Source organism: Streptomyces sp. NPDC029044 (assembly GCF_040637495.1).
GTDB lineage: Bacteria > Actinomycetota > Actinomycetes > Streptomycetales > Streptomycetaceae > Streptomyces.
The window spans coordinates 30,410-50,312 of sequence record NZ_JBEZWN010000005.1 but is presented as its reverse complement, the minus strand read 5'-3'; the positions used below and the strand labels follow the sequence as shown (position 1 = coordinate 50,312).

At 67.0% G+C, this 19,903-nt stretch carries 34 protein-coding genes; 1 reads left to right on the top strand and 33 read right to left on the bottom strand.

Going from position 1 to position 19,903, the window contains the following annotated elements:
* Positions 1-86: 86 nt before the first annotated feature.
* On the bottom strand, positions 87-398 hold the full coding sequence (locus tag AB0E85_RS06545; RefSeq protein ID WP_361923183.1) for a hypothetical protein: 312 nt from the start codon (positions 396-398) through the stop codon (positions 87-89).
* A gap of 74 nt (positions 399-472) precedes the next feature.
* Here AB0E85_RS06545 and AB0E85_RS06540 point away from each other — a divergent pair, with 74 nt between their 5' ends.
* Positions 473-1,342 (top strand): hypothetical protein, encoded by an 870-nt coding sequence (locus tag AB0E85_RS06540; protein ID WP_361923180.1) that lies wholly within the window; start codon positions 473-475, stop codon positions 1,340-1,342.
* Positions 1,343-1,349: 7 nt separating this feature from the next.
* Here the strand turns inward: AB0E85_RS06540 and truA are convergent, their stop codons facing one another.
* The 32 genes from truA to AB0E85_RS06380 form a co-directional block, all read right to left on the bottom strand.
* Positions 1,350-2,204 (bottom strand): tRNA pseudouridine(38-40) synthase TruA, encoded by an 855-nt coding sequence (truA, locus tag AB0E85_RS06535; protein WP_361923177.1) that lies wholly within the window; start codon positions 2,202-2,204, stop codon positions 1,350-1,352.
* A 143-nt stretch (positions 2,205-2,347) separates the two neighbouring features.
* Positions 2,348-2,833, bottom strand: coding sequence for a 50S ribosomal protein L17 (gene rplQ / locus AB0E85_RS06530; RefSeq protein ID WP_361923174.1), 486 nt, complete (start codon positions 2,831-2,833; stop codon positions 2,348-2,350).
* Between the two features lie 180 nt (positions 2,834-3,013).
* Positions 3,014-4,036 (bottom strand): DNA-directed RNA polymerase subunit alpha, encoded by a 1,023-nt coding sequence (locus AB0E85_RS06525; protein WP_003966937.1) that lies wholly within the window; start codon positions 4,034-4,036, stop codon positions 3,014-3,016.
* Between the two features lie 125 nt (positions 4,037-4,161).
* The gene (gene rpsK, locus AB0E85_RS06520) at positions 4,162-4,566 is read right to left on the bottom strand and encodes a 30S ribosomal protein S11 (RefSeq protein WP_003956432.1); all 405 of its coding nucleotides are present in this window, start codon (positions 4,564-4,566) and stop codon (positions 4,162-4,164) included.
* A gap of 64 nt (positions 4,567-4,630) precedes the next feature.
* Positions 4,631-5,011, bottom strand: a complete 381-nt coding sequence (gene rpsM, locus AB0E85_RS06515) for a 30S ribosomal protein S13 (protein WP_004984507.1) — start codon at positions 5,009-5,011, stop codon at positions 4,631-4,633.
* A gap of 191 nt (positions 5,012-5,202) precedes the next feature.
* Positions 5,203-5,316, bottom strand: a complete 114-nt coding sequence (rpmJ, locus tag AB0E85_RS06510) for a 50S ribosomal protein L36 (protein WP_003974245.1) — start codon at positions 5,314-5,316, stop codon at positions 5,203-5,205.
* A gap of 60 nt (positions 5,317-5,376) precedes the next feature.
* Positions 5,377-5,598 (bottom strand): translation initiation factor IF-1, encoded by a 222-nt coding sequence (gene infA / locus AB0E85_RS06505; RefSeq protein WP_003948620.1) that lies wholly within the window; start codon positions 5,596-5,598, stop codon positions 5,377-5,379.
* Between the two features lie 244 nt (positions 5,599-5,842).
* Positions 5,843-6,679, bottom strand: coding sequence for a type I methionyl aminopeptidase (gene map, locus AB0E85_RS06500; protein WP_361923171.1), 837 nt, complete (start codon positions 6,677-6,679; stop codon positions 5,843-5,845).
* Between the two features lie 132 nt (positions 6,680-6,811).
* Complete coding sequence (locus AB0E85_RS06495; RefSeq protein WP_361923168.1) at positions 6,812-7,474, bottom strand: adenylate kinase; 663 nt, start codon at positions 7,472-7,474, stop codon at positions 6,812-6,814.
* A complete protein-coding gene (gene secY / locus AB0E85_RS06490; protein WP_361923165.1) occupies positions 7,474-8,787 on the bottom strand; it encodes a preprotein translocase subunit SecY in 1,314 nt (437 codons plus the stop codon). The genes AB0E85_RS06495 and secY overlap by 1 nt, the downstream gene beginning before the upstream one ends.
* 235 nt (positions 8,788-9,022) lie before the next feature.
* The gene (gene rplO / locus AB0E85_RS06485) at positions 9,023-9,478 is read right to left on the bottom strand and encodes a 50S ribosomal protein L15 (protein WP_030839644.1); all 456 of its coding nucleotides are present in this window, start codon (positions 9,476-9,478) and stop codon (positions 9,023-9,025) included.
* Between the two features lie 2 nt (positions 9,479-9,480).
* Positions 9,481-9,663, bottom strand: a complete 183-nt coding sequence (gene rpmD / locus AB0E85_RS06480) for a 50S ribosomal protein L30 (protein ID WP_003974250.1) — start codon at positions 9,661-9,663, stop codon at positions 9,481-9,483.
* 2 nt (positions 9,664-9,665) lie between these two features.
* Positions 9,666-10,271 (bottom strand): 30S ribosomal protein S5, encoded by a 606-nt coding sequence (gene rpsE / locus AB0E85_RS06475; protein ID WP_009190144.1) that lies wholly within the window; start codon positions 10,269-10,271, stop codon positions 9,666-9,668.
* A 39-nt stretch (positions 10,272-10,310) separates the two neighbouring features.
* The gene (gene rplR, locus AB0E85_RS06470; RefSeq protein ID WP_007494754.1) at positions 10,311-10,694 is read right to left on the bottom strand and encodes a 50S ribosomal protein L18; all 384 of its coding nucleotides are present in this window, start codon (positions 10,692-10,694) and stop codon (positions 10,311-10,313) included.
* Positions 10,695-10,697: 3 nt separating this feature from the next.
* Positions 10,698-11,237 carry a 50S ribosomal protein L6 gene (gene rplF / locus AB0E85_RS06465; RefSeq protein WP_033308964.1) on the bottom strand — a complete coding sequence of 180 codons (540 nt, stop codon included), beginning with the start codon at positions 11,235-11,237 and terminating at the stop codon, positions 10,698-10,700.
* A 24-nt stretch (positions 11,238-11,261) separates the two neighbouring features.
* Positions 11,262-11,660, bottom strand: coding sequence for a 30S ribosomal protein S8 (rpsH, locus tag AB0E85_RS06460; protein WP_030839654.1), 399 nt, complete (start codon positions 11,658-11,660; stop codon positions 11,262-11,264).
* 241 nt (positions 11,661-11,901) lie between these two features.
* Positions 11,902-12,087, bottom strand: a complete 186-nt coding sequence (locus tag AB0E85_RS06455) for a type Z 30S ribosomal protein S14 (protein ID WP_003948630.1) — start codon at positions 12,085-12,087, stop codon at positions 11,902-11,904.
* 5 nt (positions 12,088-12,092) lie between these two features.
* The gene (gene rplE, locus AB0E85_RS06450; protein WP_361923160.1) at positions 12,093-12,650 is read right to left on the bottom strand and encodes a 50S ribosomal protein L5; all 558 of its coding nucleotides are present in this window, start codon (positions 12,648-12,650) and stop codon (positions 12,093-12,095) included.
* On the bottom strand, positions 12,650-12,973 hold the full coding sequence (rplX, locus tag AB0E85_RS06445) for a 50S ribosomal protein L24 (RefSeq protein WP_053674523.1): 324 nt from the start codon (positions 12,971-12,973) through the stop codon (positions 12,650-12,652). The genes rplE and rplX overlap by 1 nt, the downstream gene beginning before the upstream one ends.
* Before the next feature lie 2 nt (positions 12,974-12,975).
* On the bottom strand, positions 12,976-13,344 hold the full coding sequence (gene rplN, locus AB0E85_RS06440; RefSeq protein WP_003992364.1) for a 50S ribosomal protein L14: 369 nt from the start codon (positions 13,342-13,344) through the stop codon (positions 12,976-12,978).
* Positions 13,345-13,446: 102 nt separating this feature from the next.
* Complete coding sequence (gene rpsQ / locus AB0E85_RS06435; RefSeq protein WP_030839660.1) at positions 13,447-13,734, bottom strand: 30S ribosomal protein S17; 288 nt, start codon at positions 13,732-13,734, stop codon at positions 13,447-13,449.
* A complete protein-coding gene (gene rpmC, locus AB0E85_RS06430) occupies positions 13,734-13,958 on the bottom strand; it encodes a 50S ribosomal protein L29 (protein ID WP_010036720.1) in 225 nt (74 codons plus the stop codon). Before rpmC ends, rpsQ begins: the two co-directional genes overlap by 1 nt.
* Positions 13,958-14,377, bottom strand: a complete 420-nt coding sequence (gene rplP / locus AB0E85_RS06425; protein WP_003992362.1) for a 50S ribosomal protein L16 — start codon at positions 14,375-14,377, stop codon at positions 13,958-13,960. Before rplP ends, rpmC begins: the two co-directional genes overlap by 1 nt.
* 5 nt (positions 14,378-14,382) lie before the next feature.
* A complete protein-coding gene (gene rpsC / locus AB0E85_RS06420) occupies positions 14,383-15,213 on the bottom strand; it encodes a 30S ribosomal protein S3 (protein WP_030317320.1) in 831 nt (276 codons plus the stop codon).
* Complete coding sequence (gene rplV, locus AB0E85_RS06415) at positions 15,213-15,560, bottom strand: 50S ribosomal protein L22 (RefSeq protein WP_033308966.1); 348 nt, start codon at positions 15,558-15,560, stop codon at positions 15,213-15,215. Before rplV ends, rpsC begins: the two co-directional genes overlap by 1 nt.
* Positions 15,561-15,602: 42 nt before the next feature.
* On the bottom strand, positions 15,603-15,884 hold the full coding sequence (gene rpsS, locus AB0E85_RS06410; protein WP_003992359.1) for a 30S ribosomal protein S19: 282 nt from the start codon (positions 15,882-15,884) through the stop codon (positions 15,603-15,605).
* 12 nt (positions 15,885-15,896) lie between these two features.
* Positions 15,897-16,733 (bottom strand): 50S ribosomal protein L2, encoded by an 837-nt coding sequence (gene rplB / locus AB0E85_RS06405; RefSeq protein WP_031141294.1) that lies wholly within the window; start codon positions 16,731-16,733, stop codon positions 15,897-15,899.
* A gap of 40 nt (positions 16,734-16,773) precedes the next feature.
* Positions 16,774-17,193 (bottom strand): 50S ribosomal protein L23, encoded by a 420-nt coding sequence (gene rplW / locus AB0E85_RS06400; RefSeq protein WP_033308967.1) that lies wholly within the window; start codon positions 17,191-17,193, stop codon positions 16,774-16,776.
* Positions 17,193-17,849 carry a 50S ribosomal protein L4 gene (gene rplD, locus AB0E85_RS06395; RefSeq protein ID WP_184559326.1) on the bottom strand — a complete coding sequence of 219 codons (657 nt, stop codon included), beginning with the start codon at positions 17,847-17,849 and terminating at the stop codon, positions 17,193-17,195. Before rplD ends, rplW begins: the two co-directional genes overlap by 1 nt.
* Before the next feature lie 7 nt (positions 17,850-17,856).
* Positions 17,857-18,501 carry a 50S ribosomal protein L3 gene (gene rplC, locus AB0E85_RS06390; protein WP_184559324.1) on the bottom strand — a complete coding sequence of 215 codons (645 nt, stop codon included), beginning with the start codon at positions 18,499-18,501 and terminating at the stop codon, positions 17,857-17,859.
* 17 nt (positions 18,502-18,518) lie between these two features.
* Positions 18,519-18,827 (bottom strand): 30S ribosomal protein S10, encoded by a 309-nt coding sequence (gene rpsJ / locus AB0E85_RS06385; RefSeq protein ID WP_003948644.1) that lies wholly within the window; start codon positions 18,825-18,827, stop codon positions 18,519-18,521.
* Positions 18,828-19,306: 479 nt separating this feature from the next.
* Positions 19,307-19,903, bottom strand: a complete 597-nt coding sequence (locus AB0E85_RS06380; protein ID WP_361923151.1) for a hypothetical protein — start codon at positions 19,901-19,903, stop codon at positions 19,307-19,309.

Sequence of the window (19,903 nt, the reverse complement as noted above, 5' to 3'; positions counted from 1 at the left end):
AAGGGCCCGTCCCGTGAGAATGAGCAAGCCAATACACAACGAACAAGCAGAATACCGGGGTACACCACAAGGGTCAAAACGCGGGATCACCGAAGCCGCTCGGTCACGGACACGTACAGGACGGCGCAGAGCGTGACGGCCCTGCGCAGCGTCCGCCGCCGCGGCGGCCGTACGTACGGGAACACCACCGAGACCGCGACATCCACGGCGAGGCCCGCACCCCACCGCACCACGGACCGCCCGGCGCGCGGACGACGGCCCGCCCCCAGTGCCCCCACCAGGACCGACGGCCACACCCCGGCCGCGAGGGCCGGCCAGGACAGCAGACACCCCAGCAGCACCACCGCCGGCAGCACTCGCCCCAACCACCCGGAGATGTCGCCTTTGCCCGTGCGCATGGGAGGAACGCTAGGGGCTTCAGAGCCCGTCCGGGCGGACCAGCACACCCCTTGTCCCGTCTAAGATGCGGCCCATGAGCTTTGGGCAGCAGGGGGGACCTCAGTCCCAGTGGGATCCCTGGAAACCGCAGTCGCAGCAGCCCTGGAACAGCGGGGGCGGCCAGTCGCCGGACTGGGCGGCGCTCGCTGAAGCCTCAGAGGCCCGCAACAAGCGACGCCGGCTGCTGCTGATCGGCGGCGGCGCGTTCGCCACCGTCGCGATCGGCACCGCCGTCGCGGTGGCCGTCGTCTCGGCGGGCGGCGACAAGCAGGGGAACCCGACCTCCCTGCCGTCGGCGGACATCCCGAGCCAGACCGCATCGGCCCCGTCCTTCGCCCCGACCAGCGCCCCTCCCCCGCTGGACCCGAAGGACTTCATCGCCAGCGCCAAGAAGGACAAGGCCCCGCTCAGCCCCGACACCCTGTTCCCCGGCACCCAGCTGACCGAGGCCGGGACGCTGTACAAGAAGGGCCCCACCGCCGACACCCGCAACTGCGGCTCGGCGGCCGGCGGCACGCTCCCCAAGATCCTCACGGCCAACGACTGCACGCGCCTGATACGCGCCACCTACGTCAAGGACGGCATCGCGGTGACGGTCGGCGTGGCCGTCTTCGACACCGAGGCGCAGGCCGTGAAGGCCAAGGGCCAGAGCACCAAGAAGAGCTTCGTGAAGTCGCTCTCCGGCGGCGGCGTGAAGCCCTTCTGCGAATCCGGGTTCTGCCGCTTGACCACCAACTCCTACGGCCGCTACGCCTACTTCACCAACGCCGGCTTCACCAACGGCAAGGACGTGACGCCCAAGGACATCCCGGTCTACAAGACCGGGGACGACCTGGCCCAGTTCACGTTCGACCAGATCCGCCGCCGCGGCGAGGTCCAGGCCTCGGCCGCAGCGAACGAATAGCCGGACGTCAGCAGCAGCCCGCCGACGGCAGCGACCGCTTGTTCCGCGCCTCCTTGTTGCGCGCGGCGAGCAGGTCGTCGGCCGGGTAGCCGACCTCCTCCAGCGTCAGCCCGTGCGGCCGTATGACGTGCACGGCCGAGTCCCGCACGCCGGCCGCCAGCACCTTCCCCGGCCAGTCGGCGGGCCGGTGCCCGTCCCCCACGAACAGCAGCGCCCCGATGAGCGAGCGCACCATGTTGTGGCAGAAGGCGTCGGCCCGCACGGTGGCGGTGATGATCCCGTCGTCCCCCCGCACCAGGCTCAGCTCCTGGAGCGTGCGGATGGTGGTCGCGCCCTCCCGCTTCTTGCAGTAGGCGGCGAAGTCGTGCTCGCCCAGCAGGCCGCGGGCCGCCTCGTTCATGGCGTCCACGTCGAGGGGCCAGTCGTGCCACAGCACATGGCCGCGCAGCAGCGGGTCGACGCCCCCGGGGTTGTCGGTGACCCGGTACGCGTACCGCCTCCAGACCGCCGAGAAGCGGGCGTTGAAGCCACTGGGCGCCTCCCTGAGGGCCCAGACCCGGACGTCCCGCGGCAGCCGCCCGGCGAGCCGCTTCAGCAGCTTCTGGTGGTGCTCGTGCCACACCTCACGCGGCAGGTCGACATGGGCGACCTGCCCGCGCGCGTGCACGCCCGCATCGGTACGCCCCGCGACGGTCAGCTCGTAGGTCTCCCGCGACCGCGTCACGGTCCGCAGGGCGTCCTCGATCTCCCCCTGCACGGTCCGCCGCCCCCCGGCCTGCTTGGCCCACCCGGAGAACTCGCTCCCGTCATACGACAGATCGAGCCGGACCCGGACGTGGCCGGCCGCTACTTCGTCACTCACGCACAGATCCTCTCAGCACCACGAAGGCGGGCCCGCTCCTGAAAAGGAACGGGCCCGCCAACGCACCCTCAGGGGCGCGGGGAACCGCGCGAACAACCACGACGAACCCGCAGCCGCCGACGCACAGCTCCCCGGCAGAACGCTTACGCGTCCTTCGACTCCTCGGCGTCCTCGGCCTTGGTCGTGTCGACCTGAGCCTCGGTGGCCTCGGCGTCCTTCGCGGCGCGCTTGGTCGCGGCCTCGGCCTCGCCCGTCGCCTCCTGCGCCACCGTCAGAGCCTCGACCAGCTCGATGACAGCCATGGGCGCGTTGTCGCCACGGCGGTTACCGATCTTGGTGATGCGGGTGTAGCCACCCGGACGGTTCTCGTAGCGCGGGCCGATCTCGGTGAAGAGCGTGTGCACGATGCTCTTGTCCGTGATGACCTGGAGCACCTGACGGCGGTTGTGAAGGTCGCCCTTCTTCGCCTTGGTGACCAGACGCTCGGCGTACGGCCGCAGCTTGCGGGCCTTCGCCTCGGTGGTGGTGATGCGGCCGTGCTCGAAGAGCGACTTCGCGAGGTTCGCGAGCATCAGCTTCTCGTGCGCGGCGCTGCCGCCCATACGGGCACCCTTGGTGGGCTTCGGCATGGTGCTTCTCCTAGGTGTCTGCCCCGGCCGTATCAGGTACCGGGGTCAGTATCCGAGCAGGCGGGTTTGCCTGTCGGAGATCCGAGCAGCCCCGAAGGGGCTGCTCGGAAGGGGCGCGGGGAACTGCGCGACACGCCACAGCGCACCCGCACCCGAGTACGGACCGGAAGGCCCGAGCTCTCAGTACTGCTCGGTCTCGACGAAACCGGCGTCCGCGTCGTCGTCCGCACCGAACGCGTCGGCGGCGGCGGTCGGGTCGAACCCGGGAGGCGAGTCCTTGAGCGCCAGGCCCATACCCGCCAGCTTCGCCTTGACCTCGTCGATCGACTTCGCACCGAAGTTGCGGATGTCGAGCAGGTCCGCCTCGGAACGCGCCACGAGCTCACCCACGGAGTGGATGCCCTCACGCTTGAGGCAGTTGTACGACCGAACGGTGAGCTCCAGCTCCTCGATCGGCAGCGCCAGGTCGGCGGCCAGGGCGGCGTCCGTGGGGGACGGGCCCATGTCGATGCCCTCGGCGTCGATGTTCAGCTCGCGGGCGAGACCGAACAGCTCGACCAGGGTCTTACCGGCGGACGCCATGGCGTCACGCGGGCGCATGGCCTGCTTGGTCTCGACGTCGACGATCAGCTTGTCGAAGTCGGTCCGCTGCTCGACACGCGTGGCCTCGACCTTGTACGTGACCTTGAGCACCGGCGAGTAGATCGAGTCGACCGGGATCCGGCCGATCTCCTGACCCACCTGCTTGTTCTGCACGGCGGAGACGTAGCCGCGACCGCGCTCGACGGTCAGCTCCATCTCCAGCTTGCCCTTGCCGTTGAGCGTGGCGAGGACCAGGTCGGGGTTGTGCACCTCGACACCGGCCGGGGGCGCGATGTCGGCGGCGGTGACCAGACCCGGGCCCTGCTTGCGCAGGTACATCACGACCGGCTCGTCGTGCTCCGAGGAGACGACCAGCTGCTTGATGTTGAGGATCAGGTCGGTGACGTCCTCCTTGACGCCCGGCACGGTGGTGAACTCGTGCAGCACGCCGTCGATGCGGATGGACGTGACCGCCGCACCCGGGATCGAGGAGAGGAGGGTCCGGCGCAGGGAGTTGCCGAGGGTGTAACCGAAGCCCGGCTCCAGCGGCTCGATCACGAACCGGGAGCGGAATTCGTCGACGACCTCTTCGGTCAACGAGGGACGCTGAGCGATCAGCATGTTGTGATCCTTCTGTCAGGGGCGCCCGCTATTTGACGCCCTGATGTGAAACAAGGGTACGGGCGATATGGCCCCGAAGAGCCATACCGCCCGGAAACCTCAGACCAAACGGCCTGCGTCCAAGATCAGACGCGGCGACGCTTGGGCGGACGGCAGCCGTTGTGCGGGGTCGGCGTGACGTCCTGGATCGAGCCGACCTCCAGGCCGGTGGCCTGGAGGGAGCGGATCGCGGTCTCACGACCGGAGCCCGGGCCCTTGACGAAGACGTCGACCTTGCGCATGCCGTGCTCCTGGGCGCGGCGGGCAGCCGACTCGGCGGCCATCTGCGCGGCGAACGGCGTGGACTTGCGGGAGCCCTTGAAGCCGACGTGGCCGGCGGAGGCCCAGGAGATCACGTTGCCGGACGGGTCCGTGATCGAGACGATCGTGTTGTTGAACGTGCTCTTGATGTGCGCGTGGCCGTGAGCGACGTTCTTCTTTTCCTTGCGGCGCACCTTCTTGGCAGCGCCCTGACGACCCTTGGGGGGCATCTATAACTCCTACGGGAGGTGGTCGGTCCTACAGCGAAGACCGTGGACAGGCGTCCGCTGTGGACTACTTCTTGCCCGGCTTCTTCTTGCCGGCGATGGCGCGACGCGGACCCTTGCGGGTACGAGCGTTGGTGCTGGTGCGCTGACCGCGGACGGGCAGACCACGACGGTGACGGAGACCCTGGTAGGTACCGATCTCGACCTTGCGGCGGATGTCGGCCTGGATCTCGCGACGGAGGTCACCCTCGGTCTTGATGTTGTTGTCGACGTACTCGCGGATCGCGACCAGCTGCTCCTCGGAGAGGTCCCGAACACGGGTGTTCGGGTCCACGCCGGTGGCGGCCAGCGTCTGCTGGGAGAGGGTCCGGCCGATGCCGAACACGTAGGTGAGGGCGATCTCCACGCGCTTTTCGCGCGGGATGTCAACACCGGAAACGCGTGCCATTCAATGGCTCCAGTTACTTGTCGGAGGTCTTCCACAGAACCGACTCCCAGCCGCCGTACCAGGTACGAACCGGGTCCCCAGCCTCCGAACCGGGGGTGTCAGGCGAACGCTCGTTCCCCTGGGTCCTGCGTATGAACATATTCAGCTTGCGTCGCGCGAATCTCTGCGATGGCAGAGGGATCGGTCGTGCGTCAGCCCTGGCGCTGCTTGTGGCGCGGGTTGTCGCAGATGACCATGACCCGGCCGTGACGGCGGATCACCCTGCACTTGTCGCAGATCTTCTTGACGCTCGGCTTGACCTTCATTGGGTGAGGTTCTCCGGGTCAGTGCCACCACCCCGCCGGAGGGCAGGATGCGGGCAAGATCTACTTGTAGCGGTAGACGATCCGGCCACGGGTCAGGTCGTACGGAGACAGCTCCACCACGACCCGGTCGTCAGGGAGGATGCGGATGTAGTGCATGCGCATCTTGCCGCTGATGTGTGCCAGGACCTGGTGGCCGTTCTGGAGCTCGACCTTGAACATGGCGTTCGGAAGAGACTCGACGACAGTGCCCTCGATCTCGATGGCACCTTGCTTCTTGGCCACGCTTCGCCCTTCGAATCGACTACCTTGATCGACTCTGTGCGGGCGCATGCAGGCATGCGGGTACACAAGAGCCGACGAGTCAGTCTACGTCAGGGCTCCCGGAAACACGAATCGAGAGAGTCTGCCCCGGCACGAACAGCTTTAAGCGCGTGCCCCAGGGGCGCGGGGGCGCGGGGGAACTGCGCGACGAGCCGCAACGAGCCCGCGGCCGCCGCCCCGCAGAACCGCCCACCCCTGAAGGCGCTCAGCCCAGGGGATCCGGCGCAGCCACGATCCCCAGCTCGGCGAGCTTCGCCTTCCCCCCGTCGGGAGACGTCAGCACCAGCGGGCCCTGCTCCGTCAGAGCGACCGAGTGCTCCCAGTGCGAGGACCACGTACCGTCCGTCGTGATGACGGTCCAGTCGTCCTGGAGGACCTCCGTCTTCGGCGTCCCCAGGGACACCATCGGCTCGATGGCGAGGCAGAAGCCGGGCACCAGCTTCGGACCCTTGCCACGCCGCCGGTCGACGTAGTTCAGCAGGTGCGGGTCCATGTGCATCTCGGTGCCGATGCCGTGCCCGCCGTAGTCCTCGATGATCCCGTACTTGCCGCCGCCCGGCTTGGGCTGGCGACGGATGTACGTCTCGATGGCCCGGGAGACGTCGACCAGACGGTTGCCCTGCTTCATCGCGGCGATGCCGGCCCACATGGACTCCTCCGTCACCCGTGAGAGCTCCACCAGCTCCGGGGAGTGACCGGACCCCACGAAGGCCGTGAAGGCCGCGTCGCCGTGCCAGCCGTCGATGATCGCGCCGCAGTCGATGGAGATGACGTCCCCGTCCTTGAGGACGACGTCGTCGGACGGGATGCCGTGCACGACGACCTCGTTCACCGACGTGCAGATCGTCGCCGGGAAGCCGCCGTAGCCGAGGAAGTTCGGCTTGGCGTTGTGCTCGGCGAGCACCTTGCGGGCGACCTGGTCCAGATCCTTCGTCGTGGCCCCGGGCACGGCGGCCTCACGGGTCGCCGCGTGAATGGCGGCGACGACCAGCCCCGCCTCACGCATCTTGGCGATCTGCTCGGGGCTTTTGATCTGCACCATGGGAGCTACGGCCTTTCTGGACCTTCGACGACAACGAACGCCTTCAACGATACGGGGCCGCGCGACCGGCCCCGTCCACACAGCAGCCGCGGCTCCCCGAGGGGAACCGCGGCCGGAGCTGCGTACGGACGACTACTTCTCGCCCTCGCCACGCTTCAGCGCCTCCATGGCGCGGGTCGTGACGTCCTCCACCTTGCCGAGCGCCGAGATCGTGACCACCAGGCCCTGGGCCTTGTAGTAGTCGATGATCGGCTCGGTCTGGGTGTGGTAGACCTCCAGGCGCGTGCGGACCGTCTCCTCGGAGTCGTCGTTGCGCTGGTACAGCTCACCGCCGCAGACGTCGCAGACGCCGTCCTTGGCCGGCTGCTTGTACGTCACGTGGAAGACGTGCGAGGAGTCGTTGCGGCAGATACGGCGGCCGGCGATCCGCTTGACCACCTCGTCCTCGGGGACCTCCAGGTCCAGCACCGCGTCGAGCTGCATGCTCTCGGTCTCGAGGAGCTCGTCGAGCGCCTCGGCCTGCGACACGTTGCGGGGGAAGCCGTCCAGCAGGAAGCCGTTCTCGGCGTCCGGCTGCTCCATGCGGTCCTTCGCCATGGCGATGGTGACCTCGTCGGGCACGAGATTGCCCGCGTCCATGTAGGACTTCGCCAGTTTGCCGAGTTCCGTCTGCTGGCTGATGTTGGCTCGGAACAGGTCGCCCGTGGAGATGTGCGGGATCGACAGGTTCTTGGCCAGGAACGCGGCCTGCGTTCCCTTACCGGCACCCGGCGGCCCGACGAGGACGATACGCATCAGCGGAGGAACCCTTCGTAATTGCGCTGCTGGAGCTGGCTCTCGATCTGCTTCACGGTCTCGAGACCGACACCCACGATGATCAGGATGCTGGTCCCGCCGAACGGGAAGTTCTGGTTTGCCCCGAAACCTGCCAACGCCATCGTCGGCACGAGAGCGATCAGCCCCAAGTACAGCGAACCCGGCCAGGTGATCCGGTTGAGTACGTAGCTCAGGTACTCAGCGGTCGGTCGGCCAGCCCGGATGCCCGGGATGAAGCCACCATACTTCTTCATGTTGTCGGCGACTTCCTCGGGGTTGAACGAGATCGCCACGTAGAAGAACGCGAAGAAAACGATCAACAGGAAGTACGTGGCGATGTAATACGGGTGGTCGCCCTTGACGAAGTGTTGCTCGATCCAGGTCTTCCAGCCCGAGGTGCCACCGGCGAACTGAGCGATCAGTGCCGGAATGTAGAGCAGCGACGAGGCGAAGATGACGGGGATCACACCCGCCTGGTTCACCTTGAGCGGGATGTAGGTGGACGTACCGCCGTAGGAACGGCGGCCGATCATGCGCTTGGCGTACTGCACCGGGATACGGCGCTGGGCCTGCTCGACGAAGACCACCAGGCCGACCATGGCGAAGCCGACCAGGATGACCGTGCCGAACTCGATCCAGCCGCCGGCCAGGGAGCCCTCCTGCTTGATGGCCCACAGCGCGGACGGGAAGGTGGCGGCGATCGAGATGAACATCAGGATCGACATGCCGTTGCCGATGCCGCGGTCGGTGATGAGCTCACCGAGCCACATCACGGCGGCCGTACCGGCGGTCATGGTGATGACCATGGTGATGGTGACGAAGATCGACTGGTCGGGGACGATCTGGCTGGCCACCGGGCAGCCCGTGAAGAGAGCGCCGCTGCGGGCGGTGGCGACGAGGCCGGTGCCCTGGAGGATGGCGAGGGCGATCGTCAGGTAGCGGGTGTACTGCGTGATCTTCGCCGTGCCGGCCTGGCCCTCCTTCTTCAGGGCTTCCAGGCGCGGAATCACCACGGTCAGCAGCTGCAGAATGATGCTCGCCGTGATGTACGGCATGATGCCCAGCGCGAAGATCGTGATCTGCAGCAGCGCGCCACCGCTGAACATGTTCACCAGGCCGAAGATTCCCTGGTTGGCCTGTGCGTTGTCGATACAGGTCTGGACGTTCCGGTAATCGACGCCTGGGATCGGGATGTGCGTACCGACCCGGTAGACCACGATGATGCCGAGCGTGAAGAGCAGCTTCTTGCGCAGGTCGGGCGTCTTGAACGCCCGGGCGAACGCGGTGAGCACGGTGCCTCCTGCGACCCCCGCGCAACTGCGTCAAGGGTGACGGTCTTGAGGTTCGACGAATAGGTAACGGTCAACTGCCGCTGAGAGTGCCCGAAGTGAAGCACCCAGTGAAAAGTGGGCAGTGCAGGCCACCTTACCGGCGAGACTGCCGCCCTAGGAACGACCAACCGGGGATACCCCATTTGTGGGGTATCCCCGGTCGGGATCGCTCAGGTCATCGAGACGCCTGTGGTGTTCAGACGAGCTCGGTGACGGAACCGCCGGCGGCGGTGATCTTCTCCTTGGCGGAGCCGGAGACGGCGTCGACCGTCACCTGCAGCGCCACGGAGATCTCGCCCTGGCCGAGGACCTTGACGAGGCTGTTCTTCCGAACGGCCCCCTTGGCCACCAGACCCTCGACGGTGACCTCGCCACCCTCGGGGTAGAGCGCGGCCAGCTTGTCGAGGTTCACGACCTGGAACTCGGTCTTGAACGGGTTCTTGAAGCCCTTCAGCTTCGGGAGACGCATGTGGAGGGGCATCTGGCCACCCTCGAAGCGCTCCGGAACCTGGTAACGGGCCTTCGTGCCCTTGGTACCACGACCGGCCGTCTTACCCTTCGACGCCTCACCACGACCCACACGGGTCTTGGCGGTCTTGGCGCCCGGGGCGGGACGGAGGTTGTGGATCTTGAGCGGGTTCTGCTCCGCCATGATCAGTCGACCTCCTCGACCGTCACGAGGTGGCGGACGGTGTGCACCATGCCGCGGAACTCGGGGCGGTCCTCCTTGACGACCTGCGTGTTGATGCCCTTGAGACCAAGGGAACGCAGGGTGTCACGGTGGTTCTGCTTGCTGCCGATGTAGGACTTGACCTGCGTAATCTTGAGCTGCGCCATGATTACGCACCCGCCCCGGCACGCGCACGGAGAAGAGCCGCGGGGGCGACGTCCTCGAGCGGCAGACCACGGCGGGCCGCGATCTCCTCGGGACGCTGCAGACCCTTCAGGGCCTCCACGGTCGCGTGCACGATGTTGATCGCGTTGTCGGAGCCGAGCGACTTCGACAGCACGTCGTGGATACCGGCGCACTCGAGCACGGCACGCACCGGACCACCGGCGATAACACCGGTACCGGGCGACGCGGGCTTCAGGAGCACCACGCCGGCAGCCTTCTCACCCTGGATGGGGTGCGGGATGGTGCCCTGGATGCGGGGGACCTTGAAGAAGTGCTTCTTGGCCTCCTCAACGCCCTTGGCGATGGCGGCCGGCACCTCCTTGGCCTTGCCGTATCCGACACCCACGGTGCCGTCACCGTCGCCCACCACGACCAGCGCGGTGAAGCTGAAGCGACGACCACCCTTCACAACCTTGGCGACGCGGTTGATCGCGACAACGCGCTCAACGTACGCGGTCTTCTCGGCGGCAGCAGCGCCGCCGTCACGGCCCTTCCGGTCCCGCCGCTCGCCGCCACCGGCACCGCCACCGCGGCGCTGGGGTCCAGCCATTGGAATTACCTCTCTCTGTTTCCGCTAGCTACGGCAGGCTCAGAACTTGAGCCCGGCTTCGCGGGCGGCGTCCGCCAGGGCGGCGATGCGCCCCGCGTACTGGTTACCACCGCGGTCGAACACGACGGCCTCGACACCGGCGGCCTTGGCGCGCTCGGCGACCAGGGCGCCGACCTGCTTGGCCTGCGCGGACTTGTCGCCCTCGCCACCGCGGATCGAGGTGTCCAGGGTGGACGCCGACGCCAGGGTGTGACCCTTGATGTCGTCGATCACCTGGGCCACGATGTGGCGGTTCGAGCGGGTAACGACCAGACGCGGACGCTCCGCCGTACCGTTGATGTGCTTACGGATCCGGATGTGGCGGCGCTTGATCGCGGCGCGCTTGTAGGCGTCGCCCTTAAGGATCTTCTGTCCGTATGCCATGGCTTACTTACCCGCCTTTCCGACCTTGCGGCGGATGACTTCGCCCTCGTACTTGACGCCCTTGGCCTTGTACGGGTCGGGCTTGCGCAGCTTGCGGATGTTGGCCGCAACCTCGCCGACCTTCTGCTTGTCGATGCCCTCGACCGAGAAACGGGTCGGGGACTCCACCTTGAAGGTGATGCCCGCGGGGGCCTCGACCAGGATCGGGTGGCTGTAGCCGAGGGAGAACTCCAGGTTGGAGCCCTTGGCCACGACACGGTAACCGACACCGCTGATTTCGAGCTTCTTGACGTATCCCTGGGTCACACCGGTGATCATGTTCGCCACCAGCGTGCGGGACAGGCCGTGCAGGGCCTTGCTCTGCCGCTCGTCGTTCGGCCGCAGCACCTGAAGGGTGCCGTCCTCGGCCTTCGCGATGTCGATCGGCGCGATGACGGTGTGGGTCAGTTCGCCCTTGGGGCCCTTGACCGCGACCGTACGGCCGTCGATGGTGACGTCCACGCCGGCGGGAACCGGGATGGGGAGCTTGCCGATACGCGACATTGCTGTCTCTCCTCCGTTCCCGAATTACCAGACGTAGGCGAGGACTTCCCCACCCACGCCCTTCTTCTGCGCCTGCTTGTCGGTCAGGAGCCCGTGCGACGTGGAGATGATGGCCACGCCCAGGCCGCCCAGAACCTTCGGCAGGTTGGTGGACTTCGCGTACACCCGGAGACCGGGCTTGGAGATCCGCTTGATGCCCGCGATGGAGCGCTCACGGTTGGGGCCGAACTTCAGCTCCAGGACGAGGTTCTTGCCGACCTCGGCGTCCTCGACCTTCCAGCCCGTGATGAAGCCCTCCTGCTGGAGGATCTCCGCGATGTGCGACTTGATCTTGGACGCCGGCATCGTCACGGAGTCGTGGTACGCCGAGTTCGCGTTCCGCAGACGCGTCAGCATGTCTGCGATCGGATCAGTCATGGTCATGAATTGGCCTTCGGCCTCTCTCGCCGGGGTTTCCTGGTGCGCCATCCCTCTCCCCGATCCGAGACGGGACGGGTGCGGCGCGGTGGACCTACGGCGTAGTAAGCATTCAATGAGCGGACAGGTGTCCGCGGCGTAAGGGCGGCGGCAGACGCCCAACCCCACAAGCCTAAGGCATGCGGGTCGGACGTCCTGCCACCCCTACTTGCTTACCGAGAGCCCTGCGAATCCCTGATGAGGGGGATTACCAGGAGCTCTTGGTCACGCCCGGCAGCTCGCCACGGTGAGCCATCTCACGAAGGCACACGCGGCAGAGGCCGAACTTGCGGTACACGGAGTGCGGGCGGCCGCAGCGCTGGCAGCGGGTGTAGCCACGCACACCGAACTTGGGCTTGCGAGCAGCCTTAGCGATCAGAGCCTTCTTCGCCATCTCGCTCACGCCTCCTTGAAGGGGAAGCCGAGGTGACGAAGGAGCGCGCGGCCCTCAGCGTCGTTGGTCGCCGTGGTCACCACGGTGATGTCCATACCCCGGGTGCGGTCGATCTTGTCCTGGTCGATCTCGTGGAACATGACCTGCTCCGTGAGACCGAAGGTGTAGTTGCCACGGCCGTCGAACTGCTTGGGGGACAGGCCGCGGAAGTCGCGGATGCGCGGCAGCGCGAGCGACAGGGTGCGGTCCAGGAACTCCCACATGCGGTCGCCACGAAGCGTGACGTGGGCACCGATCGGCTGGCCCTCACGCAGCTTGAACTGCGCGATGGACTTGCGGGCCTTGGTGACGGCCGGCTTCTGACCGGTGATCGTGGTGAGGTCGCGGATGGCGCCGTCGATCAGCTTGGAGTCGCGGGCGGCGTCGCCCACACCCATGTTGACCACGATCTTGACGAGACCGGGGATCTGCATGACGTTCTCGTACTTGAACTCGTCACGCAGCTTGCCCGTGATCTCCTCACGGTACTTCTGCTTCAGACGCGGAGTGGTGGTGGTAGCCATCAGATGTCCTCACCCGTCCGCTTGGCAACGCGGATCTTGTTGCCTTCGTCGTCGAAGCGGTAACCGACGCGGGTCACGACCTTGTTGCCGTCCTTCTCCACGACCAGCTGGACGTTGGAGACGTGGATCGGCGCCTCGGTGGTGACGATGCCGCCGGCCTGCGAACCGCGAGCCGTCGGACCGGCCTTGGTGTGCTTCTTGACCCGGTTGACACCCTCGACCAGGACGCGCTCGTCGCGCGGGTAAGCGGCAATGACCTTGCCCTGCTTGCCCTTGTCCTTACCGGTGATGACCTGGACCAGGTCGCCCTTCTTGATCTTCATGCTTACAGCACCTCCGGCGCGAGCGAGATGATCTTCATGAACTTCTTCTCGCGCAGCTCCCGGCCGACCGGGCCGAAGATACGGGTGCCACGAGGGTCGCCGTCGTTCTTCAGAATGACGGCGGCGTTCTCGTCGAAGCGGATGTACGAGCCGTCCGGACGGCGGCGCTCCTTGACGGTACGAACGATGACCGCCTTGATGACGTCACCCTTCTTCACGTTGCCGCCGGGGATCGCGTCCTTGACGGTGGCGACGATGACGTCACCGATACCCGCGTAGCGGCGACCGGAGCCACCGAGCACACGGATGCAAAGGATTTCCTTCGCACCAGTGTTGTCGGCGACACGCAGTCGCGACTCCTGCTGGATCACGTCTATCTCCTGATTGTCTGCCGGTTCCCGGGGCGGGTGCGCAACTTACACACCCGCCCCGAGCCTGGCGGAACGATTCCTAGGGGGTCCCCCTAGGAGGGATTACTTGGCCTTCTCGAGGATCTCGACGACGCGCCAGCGCTTGGTCGCGGACAGCGGCCGGGTCTCCATGAGGAGGACGCGGTCGCCGACACCCGCGGCGTTCTGCTCGTCGTGGGCCTTGAGCTTGCTCGTACGGCGGATGACCTTGCCGTACAGCGCGTGCTTGACGCGGTCCTCGACGGCGACGACGACGGTCTTGTCCATCTTGTCGCTGACGACCAGACCCTCACGGGTCTTGCGGAAACCGCGGTCCGTCTTGGTCTCTTCAGTCACGTTGCTCTCGCTCATCAGGCGCTCTCCACCGTCTCGATGCCCAGCTCGCGCTCACGCATCAGGGTGTAGATCCGCGCGATGTCCTTACGGACGGCCTTGAGCCGGCCGTGGTTCTCGAGCTGGCCCGTCGCCGCCTGGAAGCGGAGGTTGAACAGCTCTTCCTTGGCCTCGCGGAGCTTGTTGAGGAGCTCCTCGTTGCCCAGCTCGCGCAGCTCGGACGCCTTGGTACCGGCCGACATCACGCTTCACCTGCCTCGCGCTTGACGATCTTGCACTTCATCGGCAGCTTGTGAGCCGCACGGGTCAGGGCCTCGCGCGCGATCTTCTCGTTGGGGTACGACAGCTCGAACATCACGCGTCCGGGCTTGACGTTGGCGATCCACCACTCAGGAGAACCCTTACCGGAACCCATGCGGGTCTCGGCGGGCTTCTTGGTGAGGGGGCGGTCCGGGTAGATGTTGATCCAGACCTTGCCGCCACGCTTGATGTGGCGGGTCATGGCGATACGAGCGGCCTCGATCTGGCGGTTCGTCACGTACGCCGGGGTCAGCGCCTGGATGCCGTACTCGCCGAACGCGACCTGCGTGCCACCCTTGGACATGCCGTTGCGCTTGGGGTGGTGCTGCTTGCGGTGCTTGACCCTACGGGGGATCAGCATGACGGTCAGGCCTCCGTTCCGGTGCTCTCAGCCGGAGCGGCGGCGGCGGGAGCCTCGGCCTTGGGGGCCTCGGCGCCGGCAGCCTGCTGCGGCTTGCGACCGCGCCCGCCACGCTCGCCACCGCGGCCACCACGGGCCGGGCGGTCGGCGCCACCACGGGCCGGGCGGTTACCCGCACGGGCCGCAGCGTTCTCGGCGCGGACCTCGGCGATGTTCTTGACGTCGCCCTTGTAGATCCAGACCTTCACGCCGATGCGGCCGAAGGTCGTCTTGGCCTCGAAGAAGCCGTAGTCCACGTTCGCGCGGAGCGTGTGCAGGGGCACACGGCCCTCGCGGTAGAACTCCGAGCGGGACATCTCGGCGCCACCGAGGCGGCCACCGCACTGGATCTTGATGCCCTTGGCGCCGGCCTTCATCGCCGACTGCATGCTCTTACGCATGGCGCGGCGGAAGGAGACGCGGGAGGAGAGCTGCTCGGCGACGGCCTGGGCAACCAGCTGAGCGTCGGTCTCGGGGTTCTTGACCTCGAGGATGTTCAGCTGGACCTGCTTGCCCGTGAGCTTCTCGAGGTCACCGCGGATGCGGTCGGCCTCGGCGCCACGGCGGCCGATGACGATGCCCGGACGAGCGGTGTGGATGTCCACACGCACGCGGTCACGGGTGCGCTCGATCTCGACCTTGGAGATGCCGGCGCGCTCCATGCCGGACGTCATCATCCGACGGATGGCGACGTCTTCCTTGACGTAGTCCTTGTACAGCTTGTCGGCGTACCAACGCGACTTGAAGTCGGTCGTGACACCGAGCCGGAACCCGTGCGGGTTTACCTTCTGGCCCATTACCGGGTTCCTTCCTTGCTGCTGACGACCACGGTGATGTGGCTGGTCCGCTTGCGGATCCGGTAGGCACGGCCCTGGGCGCGCGGACGGAACCGCTTCAGGGTCGGGCCCTCGTCGACGTAGGCCTCGGAGACGAAGAGGCTGTCGACATCGGTGTGGTCGTAGTTGTGCGCGGCGTTGGCGATGGCGCTGTCCAGCACCTTGCCGACCGGCTGGCTCGCGGCCTGCGGGGCGAAACGCAGGACCGCCTGAGCCTCCGTGGCGCTCATGCCACGGATGAGGTCCACCACGCGGCGGGCCTTCATGGGCGTGACGCGGATGTACCGCGCCTGGGCCCTGGCTTCCATGGTTGTCCTTCCAGTGTCTGTCATGGTCATTCCACCCCGCGCTTAGCGGCGCTTCGACTTCCGGTCGTCCTTGACGTGACCCCGGAAGGTGCGCGTCGGCGAGAACTCGCCGAGCTTGTGGCCGACCATCGACTCGGTGACGAACACCGGAATGTGGGTCTTGCCGTTGTGCACCGCGAGCGTGTGGCCGAGCATGGCCGGCACGATCATGGAGCGACGGGACCAGGTCTTGATGACGTTCTTGGTGCCGGCTTCGTTCTGGGCGTCCACCTTCTTGATCAGGTGGTCGTCGACGAAGGGCCCCTTCTTCAAGCTACGAGGCATCTCAACCCGTCCTTAGCGCTTCTTGTTCGTCTTGCGGCGGCGGACGATGTACTTGTTCGACGCCTTCTTGGGCGAACGAGTACGGCCTTCCTTCTTGCCCCAGGGGGACACCGGGTGGCGACCACCCGAGGTACGGCCTTCGCCACCACCGTGCGGGTGGTCCACCGGGTTCATGACCACACCACGCACGGTCGGGCGGACGCCCAGCCAGCGCTTACGGCCCGCCTTACCCCAGTTGATGTTGCTCTGCTCGGCGTTGCCCACCTCGCCGACCGTGGCGCGGCAGCGCTGGTCGACCAGGCGGATCTCACCGGACGGCATGCGCAGGTGGGCCATCGAGCCCTCCTTCGCGAGCAGCTGCACCGAGGCGCCGGCGGAGCGGGCGAACTTCGCACCGCCGCCCGGACGCAGCTCGATGGCGTGCAGCGTGGTACCGACCGGGATGTTGCGCAGGGCAAGGTTGTTGCCCGGCTTGATGTCGGCCCCGGGACCGTTCTCGACGCGGTCGCCCTGGCTCAGGCCACGCGGCGCGAGGATGTAGCGCTTCTCGCCGTCCGCGTAGTGCAGGAGCGCGATGCGCGCGGTGCGGTTGGGGTCGTACTCGATGTGCGCGACCTTCGCCGGCACGCCGTCCTTGTCGTGACGACGGAAGTCGATCACGCGGTAGGCGCGCTTGTGGCCACCGCCCTGGTGGCGGACGGTCACACGACCGGAGTTGTTACGGCCACCCTTGCTGTGCAGGGGGCGGACCAACGACTTCTCCGGCGTGGACCGCGTGACCTCGACGAAGTCGGCGACGCTGGAGCCACGACGGCCCGGCGTAGTCGGCTTGTACTTGCGGATTCCCATTTCTCAGTCCTCGTCCGATATCGGACGATCCGGACCGCCCTCAGGCGGTCGGACCGCCGAAGATGTCGATACGGTCGCCCTCAGCGAGGGTCACGATCGCGCGCTTGGTGGACGCGCGCTGGCCGAAGCCGGTGCGGGTCCGCTTGCGCTTGCCCTGGCGGTTGATCGTGTTGACCCCGGTGACCTTGACCGAGAAGACCGACTGCACGGCCTGCTTGATCTGGGTCTTGTTGGCGCTCGGGTCCACGATGAACGTGTACTTGCCCTCGTCGAGAAGCGCGTAGCTCTTCTCGGAGACGACCGGCTTGAGCAGCACGTCACGGGGGTCCGTGAAGGACTTGCTCAGCGGGGTCTCGACGGTGTTCTTGCCCTCGGCGGCGTGGCGGCGCGCCTTGGCGACGCGCGCGGCCTTGGCCTTCTTCGCCGCCTTGGAGGCGATAGCGGGGTGACGGATAGCCATCAGACCTCGCTCCCTTCGGTGTCATTGGCCTTCGGGCCGGACACGAAGGACTCGAAGGCGGCCTGGGTGAAGACCACGTCGTCCGAGACGAGAACGTCGTACGTGTTCAGCTGGCCCGGCTCCAGGATGTGGATCTGGGGCAGGTTGCGGGCGGACAGCCACGCGGCCTCGTCGGCGCGGTCGACGACCAGGAGCAGGTTCTTGCGCTCCGAGATCTTGCCGAACAGCGTCTTGGCGGCCTTCGTGGAGGGGGTCTCGCCCTCGACCACGCCGGAGACGACGTGGATGCGGTTGTGGCGGGCCCGGTCGGTGAGGGCGTGGCGCAGGGCCGCGGCCTTCATCTTCTTCGGGGTCCGCTGCGAGTAGTCACGCGGCTGCGGGCCGTGGACGACGCCACCGCCGGCGAACTGCGGCGCACGGGTCGAACCCTGGCGGGCGCGGCCGGTGCCCTTCTGGCGGTACGGCTTCTTGCCGCCACCGCGAACCTCGCCGCGGGTCTTGGTCTTGTGCGTGCCCTGACGGGCAGCGGCGTTCTGCGCGACGACGACCTGGTGGATCAGCGGAATGCTGATCTTCTCCACGCCGAAGATCTCCGCGGGGAGCTCGACGCTACCGGTCTTCTCGCCCGCAGGCGAAAGGATGTCAACAGTGCTCATCGGTACCTCAGGCCCCCTTGGCCGCGGTGCGGACCAGGACGAGGCCGCCGTTCGGACCGGGAACCGCGCCCTTGATGAGCAGCAGACCCTTCTCCGCGTCAACGGCGTGGACGGTCAGGTTCTGGGTGGTGACACGCTCGTTGCCCATGCGACCCGCCATGCGGAGGCCCTTGAACACGCGGCCCGGGGTGGCGCAGCCACCGATGGAACCGGGGGAGCGGTGCTTGCGCTGGGTGCCGTGTCCGGCGCCGAGGCCCTTGAAGTTGTGACGCTTCATGACACCGGCGAAGCCCTTGCCCTTGCTCTTGCCGGTCACGTCGACCTTGATGCCGGCCTCGAACACCTCGGCGGTGATCTCCTGGCCGAGGGTGTACTCGCTGGCGTCAGCGGTACGGATCTCGACGAGGTGGCGGCGGGGAGTGACGTCGGCCTTGGCGAAGTGGCCCTTGAGGGGCTTGTTCACCTTGCGCGGGTCGATCTCGCCGAACGCGATCTGGACGGACTCGTAGCCGTCGACGTCGTTCGTGCGGACCTGGGTGACGATGTTGGGGCCGGCCTTGACGACGGTGACCGGAACAACGCGGTTGTTCGCGTCCCACACCTGCGTCATGCCGAGCTTCTCGCCCAGGATGCCCTTGATCTGCTTAGCCATCGTTCAGATCACCGGCCTCAGAGCTTGATCTCGATGTCGACACCGGCCGGGAGGTCGAGTCGCATCAGAGAGTCAACGGTCTTGGGGGTCGGGTCGAGGATGTCGATCAGGCGCTTGTGCGTGCGCATCTCGAAGTGCTCGCGCGAGTCCTTGTACTTGTGCGGCGACTTGATGACGCAGTACACGTTCTTCTCAGTGGGCAGCGGCACCGGGCCCGCGACCGACGCACCAGTGCGGGTCACCGTCTCGACGATCTTCTTCGCCGAGGAGTCGATGACCTCGTGGTCGTAGGCCTTGAGCCGGATGCGGATCTTCTGTCCCGCCATGGCTACTCAGTAGTCCTGTCTCTCTAACGCTCTGGAACCCGGCGGATTCCTTCTGCTGCCTTCGTTCCTCCGACCCACGCGGTCGGGCGTGTCGCGCTCCCGCTGACACAGATGTCCCTTGTTCGAACATCCCTGCTGGGAATGCACACGGCCCTTCCGGAACCGCAGGCCGGGGGCGAAGGCCCACCGGGTGCCTGGTCGGTGCCGCGCTGACACTTCCCGGAAGATTCCCGTACGTCCGCCCCAGCGCTGCCGTGGTGGCAGTTAGGGCGACGAGTACTGTGGGACTCGCTTCCGGTCCTCCCGGCGGGAGGCGCGCAGCATCAACACTCGACCGAGCAACTCGGACAGTCTGCCATATGGGGCGGGGGCTACGCCAATCGAGCCGAGGAGAATACCCCGGGGGTGACGTAGGTCAAACCGGTGGACGGGCGCGGTCCGCCGCTGAGCCGCTCCGACCCGGTACCCCGAGTGCTCTGTCAGATGCCCCAAGGGTCGGGGTGTGGCTTGAGGGCCGGATCCTGGGACCAGGTCAGACGCTTCTCGATCTGGTCCCCGGTGAGGTCGACGAGCCGGTCGGCCGCCCAGCCGTTCCACTGGACCGCACCAGGAAACTGCGGCAGCCGGAAGGCGGGAAGACGCGTCGGCAGCGCCTCGACGCGGTACACGGGCTTCTTGACCTCCCCGTCCAGCCGCTTCGGCTTCGACGACCTGCGCAGATCGAGGCAGTCGACCACCTGTTCCACCAGGTAGACGAAGTACTCATCGTGTTTGGCGCCCTTGATGTCGACCGGCACCAGACGACCGGCCGACGACAACGCTTCCCCCAGGCCGTCGGCGAGACGCCGGCTGAGCACGGGAGCGCCCGGTCTGCCGGAGGGGAACTCGCTCCTGGCCCAGCGCCGCTCGCCCATCCACTCCGCGCTCAGCCGTGCGGGCGGCTCCGCACCGGCACCGGCACTCTGCCAGCGCATGAGCTGACGCACTCCGACGCTGTCGAGATGCAGCTGCCGGTACTCACTGAGGCTCGGCAGGAGCCGGTATACCGACAGCGCTCCACCGGGCACGTCAGTCAT